The sequence below is a fragment of the Paenibacillus sp. FSL F4-0243 genome (assembly GCF_037963295.1).
Classification (GTDB): domain Bacteria; phylum Bacillota; class Bacilli; order Paenibacillales; family Paenibacillaceae; genus Paenibacillus_AQ.
In genome coordinates, this window is the sequence record NZ_CP150151.1 from 5,109,583 (window position 1) to 5,122,774 (window position 13,192).

The 13,192-nt window shown below is 43.4% G+C and carries 15 protein-coding genes; 4 read left to right on the forward strand and 11 right to left on the reverse strand.

Annotation, left to right across the window (positions count from 1 at the left end):
* Positions 1–16: 16 nt before the first annotated feature.
* Entirely contained in the window at positions 17–1,126 is a 1,110-nt protein-coding gene (locus tag NSS87_RS22840; protein ID WP_339242945.1) for an AI-2E family transporter, read from the forward strand.
* Positions 1,127–1,219: 93 nt separating this feature from the next.
* On the opposite strand, the gene NSS87_RS22845 is transcribed toward NSS87_RS22840, so the two are convergent.
* From NSS87_RS22845 to NSS87_RS22855, 3 genes are read right to left on the reverse strand one after another with little or no spacing between them, the layout of a single operon-like run.
* The gene (locus tag NSS87_RS22845) at positions 1,220–1,624 is read right to left on the reverse strand and encodes a hypothetical protein (protein WP_042190609.1); all 405 of its coding nucleotides are present in this window, start codon (positions 1,622–1,624) and stop codon (positions 1,220–1,222) included.
* Positions 1,625–1,655: 31 nt separating this feature from the next.
* The gene (locus NSS87_RS22850) at positions 1,656–2,324 is read right to left on the reverse strand and encodes a uracil-DNA glycosylase (protein WP_339242947.1); all 669 of its coding nucleotides are present in this window, start codon (positions 2,322–2,324) and stop codon (positions 1,656–1,658) included.
* A gap of 44 nt (positions 2,325–2,368) precedes the next feature.
* Positions 2,369–3,031 (reverse strand): ribonuclease H family protein, encoded by a 663-nt coding sequence (locus tag NSS87_RS22855; protein WP_076284676.1) that lies wholly within the window; start codon positions 3,029–3,031, stop codon positions 2,369–2,371.
* A 310-nt stretch (positions 3,032–3,341) separates the two neighbouring features.
* Here NSS87_RS22855 and NSS87_RS22860 point away from each other — a divergent pair, with 310 nt between their 5' ends.
* A complete protein-coding gene (locus NSS87_RS22860; RefSeq protein ID WP_339242951.1) occupies positions 3,342–3,914 on the forward strand; it encodes a hypothetical protein in 573 nt (190 codons plus the stop codon).
* A gap of 57 nt (positions 3,915–3,971) precedes the next feature.
* On the opposite strand, the gene NSS87_RS22865 is transcribed toward NSS87_RS22860, so the two are convergent.
* The 5 genes from NSS87_RS22865 to NSS87_RS22885 form a co-directional block, all read right to left on the reverse strand.
* Positions 3,972–4,544: a type 1 glutamine amidotransferase family protein gene (locus NSS87_RS22865; RefSeq protein WP_042190618.1), complete on the reverse strand. Its 573-nt coding sequence runs from the start codon at positions 4,542–4,544 to the stop codon at positions 3,972–3,974.
* Positions 4,545–5,657 carry a hypothetical protein gene (locus NSS87_RS22870; RefSeq protein WP_339242953.1) on the reverse strand — a complete coding sequence of 371 codons (1,113 nt, stop codon included), beginning with the start codon at positions 5,655–5,657 and terminating at the stop codon, positions 4,545–4,547.
* A 100-nt stretch (positions 5,658–5,757) separates the two neighbouring features.
* Positions 5,758–6,405, reverse strand: a complete 648-nt coding sequence (locus NSS87_RS22875) for a hypothetical protein (protein WP_339242955.1) — start codon at positions 6,403–6,405, stop codon at positions 5,758–5,760.
* A 16-nt stretch (positions 6,406–6,421) separates the two neighbouring features.
* Positions 6,422–6,952: a hypothetical protein gene (locus NSS87_RS22880; protein ID WP_339242957.1), complete on the reverse strand. Its 531-nt coding sequence runs from the start codon at positions 6,950–6,952 to the stop codon at positions 6,422–6,424.
* A 7-nt stretch (positions 6,953–6,959) separates the two neighbouring features.
* Entirely contained in the window at positions 6,960–7,121 is a 162-nt protein-coding gene (locus NSS87_RS22885) for a hypothetical protein (RefSeq protein WP_339242959.1), read from the reverse strand.
* Positions 7,122–7,218: 97 nt separating this feature from the next.
* On the opposite strand from NSS87_RS22885, the gene NSS87_RS22890 reads away from it, so the two are divergent.
* A complete protein-coding gene (locus tag NSS87_RS22890) occupies positions 7,219–7,437 on the forward strand; it encodes a hypothetical protein (RefSeq protein WP_339242961.1) in 219 nt (72 codons plus the stop codon).
* Between the two features lie 88 nt (positions 7,438–7,525).
* Here the strand turns inward: NSS87_RS22890 and NSS87_RS22895 are convergent, their stop codons facing one another.
* A complete protein-coding gene (locus NSS87_RS22895) occupies positions 7,526–8,539 on the reverse strand; it encodes a Gfo/Idh/MocA family oxidoreductase (protein ID WP_339242963.1) in 1,014 nt (337 codons plus the stop codon).
* A gap of 124 nt (positions 8,540–8,663) precedes the next feature.
* A complete protein-coding gene (locus NSS87_RS22900) occupies positions 8,664–9,518 on the reverse strand; it encodes a sugar phosphate isomerase/epimerase family protein (RefSeq protein ID WP_339242965.1) in 855 nt (284 codons plus the stop codon).
* Between the two features lie 173 nt (positions 9,519–9,691).
* Here NSS87_RS22900 and NSS87_RS22905 point away from each other — a divergent pair, with 173 nt between their 5' ends.
* The gene (locus NSS87_RS22905; RefSeq protein WP_339242967.1) at positions 9,692–10,597 is read left to right on the forward strand and encodes an AraC family transcriptional regulator; all 906 of its coding nucleotides are present in this window, start codon (positions 9,692–9,694) and stop codon (positions 10,595–10,597) included.
* Between the two features lie 434 nt (positions 10,598–11,031).
* Here NSS87_RS22905 and gnpA read toward each other — a convergent pair whose 3' ends face one another.
* Positions 11,032–13,185 (reverse strand): 1,3-beta-galactosyl-N-acetylhexosamine phosphorylase, encoded by a 2,154-nt coding sequence (gnpA, locus tag NSS87_RS22910; protein ID WP_339242969.1) that lies wholly within the window; start codon positions 13,183–13,185, stop codon positions 11,032–11,034.
* Between the last annotated feature and the right edge of the window lie 7 nt (positions 13,186–13,192).

Consider the following 13,192-nt stretch of genomic DNA (forward strand, 5'->3'; position numbering starts at 1 on the left):
ATTTTGAACTTGGGGGATGTTCCTATTGCAACAACAGAAGTATTTTCGGACAAGTCTTGCTATTATCGCTTTTTTACTTATTTTGTACTTGGGCTCCAAAGTAATGTTTCTATTCGCACCACTGGCTGCCATTATCAGATTATTACTCGTTCCCATGGTACTATCAGGTTTCATGTACTACTTATTACGACCGTTAGTAAGAGTTCTTGAGAAAAGAAAATTAAACCGGGCATTCTCCATCCTGCTCATTTATTTCTTGTTTGCAGGATTGTTTATTCTCTTCTGGGTTCTAGTCTGGCCGACACTGCAAGAACAAATTCAGAACTTTATTGATAACACGCCTTACCTTGTTCAGGGATTACAGGATCAGTTCAATGCTTTAAGGGATAATCCGACACTCTCACGCTTTTTCCAAGGGGACTCCGACATAGCTGCCCGTATATCAGAATATCTTAGCGAGGCTATTACTTGGGTAACCAATTCGATGTCCAATTTGATCGGCGTAGTTTCCAGCATTGTTATTCTAATCGCTACCTTGCCCATCATTTTGTATTACATGCTAAAAGATGACTATAAGCTGTCACCAAAACTACAGGGCTTAATCCCTAGAAAGTACCGTAAAGAAGGCAAAGAAATGTTCGGGGATATCGACAGCGCATTGAGCAGTTTCATCGTCACACGTGTGGTGCTAAACGTCGTACTCGGTATTATGTTGTATATCGGTTTCCTTATCATCGGATTGCCTTATTCACTGCTGCTCGCAGTAATTTCAGTACCGCTCAATTTCATTCCTTATGTGGGTTCTTTCCTTGCGGGAGTACCGGTAGTTATTGTTGGATTCATTGAATCACCCACGATGGCAATATGGTCGCTGGTCGTCATATTCATTGCACAGCAAATCCAAGATAATGTACTCTCACCGATCATTTACGGCAAATCATTAGATGTGCATCCTCTGACCACGGTCCTTCTTGTTCTTATAGGTGGGGATTTCTACGGTATTATTGGTGTGCTTATTGCGCTGCCCGTCTACATGATTGCCAAAATTATTTTTCTGCGAGTATATGAGATTATTGTTGCAGATCGAGAGGAAGAGGCTGAGCCTCTCAAGCATGAGAATCTATAGCACTTACGAACTGAATGAGGTTCCATAAATAAAAAAAGGTACGTCTCCAATTGGAGATGTACCTTTTCGTGCTTCTTTATAGGATTACTGAAATTAACCTCGCAAAGAACGAACTACAAATATATGATTGCCTTTCATAAGGTTCTGTCCATCCTGAAGTGTAACTGAACCTTTGGTATGCGAAATGATGGTCGTATTCAGAGCAATCAGCCGATCTTCTTTCCAAACACTTACAGCCGATTTAAAATATACTGCATTATCAAATTGCTGCCGTTCCCTCATCACATAACCCACAGAATGCAAGACTGGAGGCAGTGCTCTTTCTCTAGGAGCCAAAGCTTTAATGACCACAATATCCCGAAATGGCACAGCAATTTCCTGATGACCGATGACCGCTACAGAAGCGGAAAGATCCCATTTGCGAAGAATGCCTTTCATGATCGTGTAAGGTTCGTCCCCGCAGTACATGATAACCGGTTTACCAACCCAATGCTTCATTGCTCCCTCCCCCTTCCCAACATCCCATTAGTTATATGTCCGAAATGAACCAATCGATTCCTTTCATTCCCTTCGACTCCAAAAACTGATTGACCTTCGAAAAAGGACGGCTACCAAAGAATCCACGATACGACGAGAGCGGACTCGGATGTGGAGACTGAATAACCTCATTACGACTTTGGTCTATGAAGGCACCCTTTTTCTGTGAATGACTTCCCCATAAAATAAACACCATCGGCGTAGTTCTTTCATTTAACTTCTTCATTATAGTGTCTGTGAATGTCTCCCAGCCTAGACCTTTATGAGAATTCGGCTCTCCCTCACGTACCGTTAGTACCGAGTTGAGCATAAGCACTCCCTGTTCTGCCCATCGCAGTAAGGATCCGTGATTTGGAATTGGTACACCGATATCCTCCGATAGCTCCGTATATATATTACGCAGTGAAGGCGGTATACGCACCCCCGGATTTACCGAGAAGCTTAAACCTTGTGCTTGTCCCGCTCCATGGTATGGGTCCTGTCCCAAAATAACAACCCTTGTCTCACTATAAGGTGTATGCTTTAACGCCGTGAACAGTAATTCTTTTGGCGGATAGACTGTATGTTCCTTATATTCTCTTTCCAGATTAGCCATTAGCTCCAGAAAATAGGGCTTTTGCATTTCATCTTGTAATATCTCATCCCAATCGTTGCCGAACATCCCCAATTCTCCTCCTCTAGCCGAAACCCAGAACCTTACTCTAACTATTTCCGACCATAATCTGCTTTAATTTCGCCCCACTCTTTAGTCTGCCACTTAAGCACTTTATTGTCATATGTATTGGTTTGCAACCAACGTTCTGCCCGATCAATAAGTACCCATATTTCCTCTGTTGAAGCATCGCGTGGCAAGGTTGTCGCTACTTTCTTCTGCTTTACCCACTTCATTGCATTCACAGAGTCGCTGTAGACTGTCTTATTACTTCCCTCTTTCTTCAGGAGCGCCAAGGCATGCACAATCGCTAAAAACTCACCTAAATTATTAGTGCCCTTCTTGATCGGCCCACAAGAGAAGATAATATCTCCGGTTTGCGTATCCACACCCTTATATTCGACGGGACCCGGATTGCCACGCGTTCCTACATCCACAGAAATGCTGTTGTAATCGATCTCTGCTGAGGTCTCCACTGTAGCGCTTCGTTTAAAAGAACTTGTCCCCTTAGACTTAGCCGCACCGGATGCTGATGACCCTGTACCCCAATTACCTTTCCAGCCCGCTGTGTAAGCCGCATCTGCCGCCGCTTTAGATTCATACGATTTATATTTGGCTCCGGTATAGTGATCGGTCTGCGCCTGGCATTCCGCCCAAGTGCTATAGACTCCCGGCTGCTTGCCTTCCCATACTACATAATATTTCTGTTTAGCCATTGGTACAGCTCCTTTTTTCACCTTAACTTATTGTAATCCAAAATGCTTCTTCATCAAAAGAAGAATGTTATTTTTCGTGAATTCCTTCGAATAATTCATATTTTCCAGGTCATACTATACGCCAGAGATGTCCAGGCCTATATTACCATTTGTAGAATGATCGGTAAATATTATTGTGTACTCAAGCAGAAAAGCCTTCAGCTTCCCTCAAGGACGGTAAGCGTTTGTGCTTACACCACATTAATACTAACTAATCAGTCTATATTAAGCTCGTAGGATATCAGTACAATTACTCAGGGAGGTTATACAGATGAGAAAGATAGCAAGCGTAGCCGCAGTATTTGCAATTGTGCTGTTGGTCGGATGCGGAAACTCAACCAATAACAATGCCAACGTTCCCCCTACCGCCACTACTACACCTGGTAACACAAATAACGCTGGCAACACTAATAACACCACTGATGCTGTAACCTCAGCGTCGGTAGTGGATAATGAAGAGGCCTTTAAAAAGGCAATCAGTGCGGACGGTACTTGGATTGCTGCTACGCTGAAAGACTTAACCTTCACCGAAGATCTCGTACTGGACGGGCAATTCACGAATAAAGATGAACCTGCTCGAAAAATCGCTCTCTACACACAAGATGCAGAGCACAATATCACTAACTCCTATAAACTAACTGCACCAAAACTTACGATCAAAAGTAAAAACGCCCGTATTCAAGGCGGCACATTTATTGGTGATGTATACGTCGAAGCAGATGGCTTCAGTTTAGTAAATGCAACGGTTGAAGGGAATGTTTACTTCGCAGATGCTAAGTATCAATCCACCTTCGATACCTCGGATCAAGGAAAAGTAACGGGTGTTACAGAAGTGAAAAAATAAGTAAAAAGGTGCTCTCAAGTCGATAAGACCTGAGAACACCTTTTTTTCATGACTTCATTATTCTTGATAAAACCCATTTTTGAAAAAGGTATACCATCCATCGATTTGTTCTAATGGCATAACCTTTAACTTCTTCAAGACTTCCCTTGTAAATTCCAAAGAAGCCGTACCATTAGCAGTAATAATATTGTCACTCGAAACGGTCTGTTTTTCTAAAAAATTTGCGTGTCCTTTATAATTAGGGGCGAACTCTTTTAAGTAATCTAATGAATTTCCAGTGTGAGGAATCTCATCTAAATAGCCATGTTCTGCCAAAAAGGTTGATGCGTCACATATAGCCGCTATAGGAGTTCTATTCTGTATACAACTTTCAATCACTGGAGTAATCGCTGAATTATCTTTCCAGCTCGTACCTCCAATTAAAATTAACATTTCAAACTGGGCGGGTAAACTATCTATAGTATAGTCTGGAATAACAGTAAATCCGCCCATAGATTGTACATTGTCGCTATTTAAAGAAACTGTCTTAACTTTGTATTCACTTTCTGGCTTGTTTAGTTCGGCACTTATATAGCCAGCTTCCCAATCTGCATATCCATTAGAAATAAAAATCAATACTTCTTTTTTCATTTACTGATCCCCCTCAAGTTTCAACAACGTATCTGCAACTTCCCGCCCGTTAACCAACAGGACAATCCGATGTTCCCCGGGATAATGACGACGAGTGGTTAAATCCGCCCAGCGATGCGTCCGTTTGCCTGACAGAAATGTACCCCCAGGTACTGTTTTATCCGATAGTAAGAAAGATTTACGAGAGGTTCGACCTGTAGCCTTCACGAAATAGATGCCATATTCTATTCGAACACGGGCAGGAGTTCCTTCACAAACTTGAAGTTCGTATTGTAATTCAGAGTTTTCTCCAATTCGCAATTGGGTAGGATCAATCGTTATAGAAGCACTCGTTATGAGTGGTGTTGCTTCGTCTGCTTGCTCCGCATATCCGAATAAAGCCATAATCTCCGGATTAGCTTTACGGATTAAAGAACGACAACCATGCCGCACAATCCAGTCTGTGAGGGGATCTATACCTATCCAGCGGCGAGCTGTCTCAAGTACCACCTCCGGGTGATCCTTAGCAATATCGTTCAGATTGTTAGCCACGCTTTTGCGCACATATAAGGAGGAATCCTTCTTCAGTTGCTCAAGTACAGGTAACACAGGGGCTGGATCTACCTTAAACATTGGGAGCGCCTGTCCCCATGGTAGACGAGGGCGACAACCCTCACTTGCTAATCGTCGCACATGCTCATCGGGGTGCTTCGACCATACTAGCATTTGCGCCATCATCCGCTCCGGTTCACGCAAGAGAAACGGTCTAACCGCAAATTCTGCTGATGATTTCGGTGTGAACCTTTCCAGCGCCTGCATAGACAGCTCCCAATGCTCAGCCCCTTGACCAAATACCTCTACAAAATCTGGAAAGATCAAGTATGGAAATCCCACACAATCCTCAGTAATAGCGAACAGAATCGCCAGTGCTTCCTCATAAGGAAGCTGTAAATGACTTCCCAGTGTCTCCGTAATCCGCCGCATCCTTGCCTTCAGTTCGAGCGTATCCCAAGGTTCAGCCATAGCCGAAATTACAAATGCATCAGTGTCGAAAACACTATGTACACTGCGAATCTTTTCGCCAAAACCATGCAGAAATTGTTCATTGTACATCGCTTTTAAAGGTTCAGCCATTGTGTATCCCTCATTTTCTTCTATAAATCATCAGAAGTTAATCTGTTATGAAATCGTAGCACACCCAATTTGACAACAGTGTGTCAACTTCGGCTATTCCCTAATCTAGAACATAAACCTGCCTAGTATCGAGATTAATCATTCGACTTCTCGTATCATTACGCGAAATATAAATAGGTTGTCCGGTAGAGTCGATCCAATATGAGATGGGAATCGAAATTCCACAATTTCGGTAAGATCCGTCAGCATGGCTTGTCCCAATAATCATCGTGTTATATTTCACAGCAATCCTAGTGGCTTCCTCGATCCATAATTCAAATTGTTCTTCGCTGAACATGCCTACCCCAATCGGATGTGCGATGAAATCTAACGACTTAGCCTGTCCTTCCAAACCAGCGTATCCTTGCAGAAGCTCAACACACAGCAAATAACCAATACTAAGGCCATCCGCTTCCGCAACTGACGGGCGATACAACTGTTCATCCATCGGCGATTTGGCTCGTTCCAAAATGATGTCCCCAGAAGGATGAATCATTAGCGCTCTATCCTTGTTATTGCTGTTCCTATATCCTGTAATGATCAGCTTTTCATATGTTTTGGCGACTTCACATAAAGTCTTCACACTGGCTTCATCTGCTACATAACCTTCTGGATACAACACCACGTCAAAAGAATCCTGTCTGCTCATTTCTTTGAGCAAATGCTCCAAATGGGGTTCGTGATTAGGTTGCGCTACGAGTAATTTCATATTTCCCCTCCAACGGTTAATTAATTAGCACCTTCACCTGTTCTAAGCTTTGCTCTGCACGACTGTTCAAAGCTCTCTTATCTTTAAGGCCAAGCTCCTTAAGCTCATGTCCAGGGTCAATGACCAGCGGCTGTGAGATTACATTTTCGAGAATTTGCACAGCAACTTTACAGGCCTCAAATAATAGTTCTTTTGAGATCACTTGTTTATGAGAACCAATAATCCCTACCAGTTTCTCTGCGTAGATCAATCTAACCAGACTATCCGCACTCATCATATTCCGCGAGGCAAAAGAAGATACCTTCTCCACAATCCAGCTGTCTTGATAGTTTCTCGATAAAGCGTCTAGTGCAGTAATTGCATCCCAATCTCGGATTGACAACTGCTCGGCGTACGCCAAGGCCATTTCATTGAGCCATTCTATCTCTTGTTCTCTAGGAATTTCAAAACTCTTATACTCCTTAAGCAAACCTGCCTTATGCATATCTAAAAAATGACCCAGGAATCGTGTGTATAACTCCTTGGCTCTTTGTAGCTGTTCAGTCATTTGGCGATCATCCTTTCACTACACAAATCATATCCGTCCGCAGGTTTCTTTTCAAACCAGAAAGTAAAAAAAAGACAGCCAGCGAAACAACTTCGCTACCTGCCCTCGGATGATCTTCGGATTTTAATACAATTACAACCAAATTTCGCATATTTTCGACCGAAATCAAGTAATTCCTCCTCAAATTCATCCGCAAATCGTGGTAAAATAGTTCCTTAGGATTATTTATATTCATACATGTTGAAGATATCACCGGAGGGAATACCATGCCACATACACTTAATAAAAATATTGATTTTTTCATAGCCGCTTTATCCCAAACTTATATCACTGCCCTACAGCTTGACCCTGATGGAATGTATTCTGAGGTTGCCTCAGGAATCGTTGAAGAGTTCTCCGATTTACAGGTACGCCTTAGAAGATATGACGGCTCCGTATCACACTATGCTAGGGACAACACAAAATTCCAGCGCAATAAAGGTTAGATGAGAATGCATGCCAAAAAGACGTGACTGGAGAAATCATCTACAATGATCTTTCCTCCCGTCACGCCTTTGCATCCTCTATGTCCTGCTAGTTAAGTACAATCCATTCCCCTTCGGCATTCGCTGACTGTACTTCCGCCTCTATGATTTCCAAAGATTCTGCTGCACTCTCAGGCGTACAAATGATAATCGGCTTATCTTGAATAATCGCATCCAAGAAATAGACCAGCTCTCTGTAGTAACCCGCATCCGGGGAAAGCTCTACCGTAAAGCCTGCTCCATCATTGGGATTCACCTTGACTCCACTACCATCAAATACAATATTTCCTCGCTCGAAGTTAACCCTGTACCCCATGTAGAATCCAAAGTCGCCCTCCAGCGTCCAGTCCACCTGAGCATTGATCACCTTTGCATCCTTATAAAAATAGTGTGTAGAAGCAATATCATATCCGCTTCCCGGTAGAACATTCCGTCCCAAAGTCGATACTTTATCCGGTCTGCCGAACAGATAGTTAATCATATCCGTATCGTGAATATGCATATCCACAATGCATCCACCGCTTAGCTTCTCATCCAGAAACCAATCTTTAGGAGCCCCTGAACCACGGTAGAAATACCCTTCTGTCACTTTACCAAATTGCTCAGTTTCCACAACTTCTTTCAAATATTCATACCCTGGCCAAAAACGAAGGCACTGCCCGATCATCAATTTCTTTCCACTGCGCTCTGCTGCGTCTACCATTTTCTGCGCTTCTACTGAAGTTCTAGCCATCGGCTTCTCACAAAAGACATGATATCCTCGTTCCAGCAGCGAACAAGCCATTTCAGCATGCAGGTAAGTAGGAACTGCAATATCGATCATATCCAGTTCCTCATTCGCTATCATTTTCTCCAGATCATCATAGAGACTGTAAGCTGTTAAATCATACACTTCTCGAGCGGTACTCATATTGCCGTCCGCTTTACCGTCTTTCAATTCCTCAATTCGCAAGTCACAGATGGCTTTAAGGGCGATGGGATGCCCCTCTTCCGTTAAGCGAACATAATTATCAAAATGCATCCGGCCCATAAATCCAAAGCCAATCAAACCTATTTTCAACATAGTGAAGCCTCCCCAGCTAAATGATTAATAATTAAACAAGCTCTATCCAAGCACCTTCCAGCCCAGCGGATTGTATCTCAACCTCAATGATTGCTATAGACTGAGCATCACCTTCCCCCTTACTTTAAGCTTTGAAAGTGGTACGTCCGAGAATGGCATCCATAGCTGCAGAAGTATTAAAAATAATTTGCTCCGTATAATGTGTGTATGACGGTATCATTTCACCGGTAACATAATTGTTGTATCCAATGTCTTCAAGCGCTTTCATGACTGCTGGATAATCCACATCCCCAGCGAGCAGATCAACAAATCCGTGAAGCCCACCAGCCGTCCGACGGTAATCCTTGAAATGCACCTTTTTAATTCTATGGGCTAGAATCCGTATCCACTGCTCTGGATAACCGGAATGCACGATATTTCCAACATCAAGATAGGAACCTACATAACTGGAACCGACCGTATCAATAAAAGTACGTAATTCAAGCGGAGACAACAGGAATTTATTCCACACATTTTCAAGACCAATAGAAACGCCTGCTTGCTCAGCATCCTTGGCTAAATGACTAATCGCTTCCAGCGCTCTATCATAAGCTTTTTCATAATCAACAACCTCACAGCCCTCGATGAAATCCACACCAACAGCGCCAGGGATGACAAGAATTGTATCTACACCTAGCGCAGCCGCCAGCTCCAGTTGCTTTTTGCATACGTCGATTGCCTTGGTTCGATTCGCTTCAGATTCACTAGTCATCGCATAAGACCAATATAGACCTGTTGCCAGCCCCGCGATCTCCAGACCCGTTTCATTAATAGAATCACGAAGGATACGCGCTTCTTTCTCAGTGGTTTGCAGGCCAAGTTCACCTGACTCATTTAATGACAGCTCGATCCCCTCAAATCCAGCCGCTTTGGCTAGACGTACGCATTCTTTAATTTCAGTTCCTTCGCGAAACGACCAGATGTTTATTCCCTTTTTCATTTGAATCCTCCTCCTATTTGTTCTTTTCCGTTTTCCACTTCCTAGGCTTAGATGCACTTTGTATCCTTTAATTATTTATATTATACTAGATTTAAAATTCGATTTATTTAGGCGAAGAAGAGACTTTTTGCATTATTCCGGTCTATTCTATTAAAGATTCAGGAGGCAGTGACATGTCTGACAAAGATCCCTCTTACCCACTGAGAAAGCAGGTACCCTCTCGTGATTGGGCACCCGGAATTCACTATGCACAATTGCAGACACTTCCACCTTGCACCTTCCAAAGAAGAAGGCTATATGACTTCGAGCTACTATATGTTCGCCAGGGCAAATTATTAACAAAGATGGATACGGAAGAATATATACTGAACGCTGGGCAGCTAATTTTCCTCTCATCTGGGGTATATCATCAGAATATTATCCTGTCAGATTCAGATACTAAGCTTATTGGAATCCATTTTGATTTCTTTGGGGAATCAATTATTACACATGATGAAGATATGGTAGTTAATGAGGATGAAGTCATACACGATAAATTCGCCTTTGAAGCCGTAACTGTCCCCTTCATGCCATTGTCACAAGAACCGATCTACTCCCCGCCACCCGAATGTGTTCATGCCATGGAACAGCTCGTTCATGAATTCACTATGCGGCCTGCCGGCTATGAGTGGGTCTGTCGAGGGCTACTACTTGGTATTCTGACTTCGCTGCTTCGAACGCAAAGCTCCCGAGATGCAGCTAAGTCTTCAGTTCACACCGAGCGGATCAGGGCATTAATAGACGAGATAGAAGAGCGGTTAGCAGAACGCTGGACCAATAAATCCATGGCCACGTCCATGAATATGCATGAGGACCACTTTGCCAAGCTCTTTCGAGAGGTCGCAGGTATGCCTCCCGGAGAATATCTCCGCTCGATCCGGCATAGGGAAGCGCGTAAGCTGCTGCGAGAAACGGATTGGCCGATTGAGAGGGTGGGCGATCAGGTTGGCTATCCCGATATCCATTATTTCAGCAGGGTGTTCACGGCGAATGAGGGGATTTCTCCGCGGGCGTATCGCAAGTTGTCCCGGATTCTCTAGATACGGAAACCCCAGAACATCTCAATCCAAGTAAGAAGAACTCGCCAAAAACATTGCGGTTGATGGATTCATGCTTATGATTAAAAAGCAAAAGCCCCCTTCCCTGAAAAATCGAAGAAGGGGGCGGCTCTAAAACTAATTAGGGAAAAACTCCCTGAAAATAATCAAAATTCGCTCTAAACGAACGAAATCAGGGAATTCCTCCCTAATAATAAGGGGGATTCCTTTAATTGCTATCGAATCAGCAAAACTTTAGGGAGGTTTTCCCTGATTATTAATCTAATGACCAAAAATCCCGGAATTTCAGGGAGAAATTCCTCAATTACTCTTATCGAAGCGGTACAATTCAGGAAAGTTTGAGACAACAGCGGCCGCAAGTCCAAATGTTCTCCGTAGTTACGACTGACTCCTTAAATGTATGTCTTAAAGTGAAGTTACATATTCATATCCAGCCACACACTTTCCATTCCGTTCAATTCCAGCTCTATTCTCAAATCGTTCTCCATCAGGATTGTCGTCTTTTGGGTCTCCGCTGTGTTATTTACAGCACAATAGCGGCCAGTTTCAGGGTAAGCATGACACTCTACATTCGGATTCAATGAGAACCAAGAATACAATTGTTCCTCTTGATGTGCAGCCCAAAAGATCGCCCGGCTCAGTAATCTAGTATTCTGGATACTATACGGCAGCCCTGCAATATAAACGCCTCGACCCTGCCCAAATGAATTCACGGCAAGATTGCAGCTATTGTCGTGTACATCCAAGACTTGTGCTCCAATCTCCGCTTGATAAATCATGGTCATCCCTTCACCATAATCAATGTCGCCTTCCAGATCTACCGTAATGAAATGCTCCTTTACTGGCGTTACCTTAGGCTTATTAACGCTTGCTGTAAAACCCATCTCCTTTTGAACACCTAAAATATCCGCTAGTTGAAAAAGAACCCCTTGATGCTCATATGCCGTTGGATCACCAATTCCAATAAAACCGCCGCCTTGATACACCCATTCACGAATGCTAGAAACCACTTTTGGATCGCTCCAATGCTCTCCGCCACTCCAAGAAGTATGGACATCACCCGCGTTAATGATCACACCGATACTAGGATCAATCCCGTGTTGTCTAATATCATCAAAGCTTATAAATTCAATGTCGAAAGGCAAGCCTGCGAGTGACTCCAGTGCCCCTATGTAGGAATAACATCTTTGATTCCATAAAGAGTGAGCCACTTGGTGCGTCTGCCAGCTGCGAATGTAGCCCCAAGTATTAAGAATCGCCACTTTAAACGATGCTTTATACGGCTGAGTCCCTTCAGCATTTGCATGAATTCCTTTAAACTGAGTCGCAATCTCCGTCACATGATCAATAAAATTAGGGAATTGGTACGCCAGACTTAGATATCCGCCATACCCCATTCTTCCAACCGATTTACGCATAAGTGCCCGGCGACATTTTATCCAGATCGGCATGGACTCTCCAACAGGATCTCCACCTTCAAAGAATACATCTGGGAAGAAGTAAGGGTAGAACCGGGCTTCGGTATCCTTAATAGGAATATCCGCGATCATACGGGTCGTAACCCCATCTCCGGCAGCCCCGACCACTGCATCTAGCCCAATCTCGGAAAAATATTTACCAAAAGGCTCTGTCCCTGCCCAGTGATCCCCAAAGAACATAATGGCTTTCTTACCGAAATCATGCACCATATCAACACATTGTTTGGCATAACCTGCAATGAATTTCTGATTAAATTCCATCCAGTCCAAATACCTTGGCGTCGGATTCATAAACGGTGTGTTATATCGTCCTTGATCCACAAAATCTTCCGCAGTCAGACGATATCCATAAGCTTGTTCAAACTGATCTAAAGCTAATGGACTTACGCAGCTTAGATAGCCAAACCAATTCACTTGCTTCTCCTTACCTTCCTTATTAAAAATCAGGTCGAAATTATAAAAAAAGGTAGTAAAACGAACGATATCAGTCTTCGGATGCTTTGCTAGCCAATCTTTCAGCACCTTCAATACATGCTCTTGAGCCTCGGGATAACGAACATCCAGTGGTAAGCGATGCTCTTCCGTCCAGTTATTCGTGATGTGATTGTACATAGAGACCGGTTCCCAAATCTGATAGGCCAAGAAACTGACGGTATATTTGTGAAACTGTTCCGCCTGCTCAAGCGTGACGATCCCCTCTGCATAACTCCAATGTGCCGAAGGTACTATTTCTCCTGTGGTCCGGTTTACAACCTGCCAATACTTTTTAATATCCACATCTGTGTTAGGAACAAATTGATCTGCAAAAAAATCTGCCATAATATCAATGGTCTTCACCTTCGATGTCGCAATCAATGGTGCAGACATCAGATAAATCTGCTGTCTATACTGTGGATGCTGCTTTGCCCACTCGTTGTCCTCACGTACCAGACAAAGCGTTGAATAGATTTGCAGACCCATATCAAGAATGTCCTGCGATAGACTCGTGCCATCACTGTCACGTACAGCATCTACGCCCCATCTCTCTACAAGATCGGCTATGACCTCTTCCATTCCTGTTTCACCAGGTAGTGTAAATCTTCCTTTGTCCACACAAATT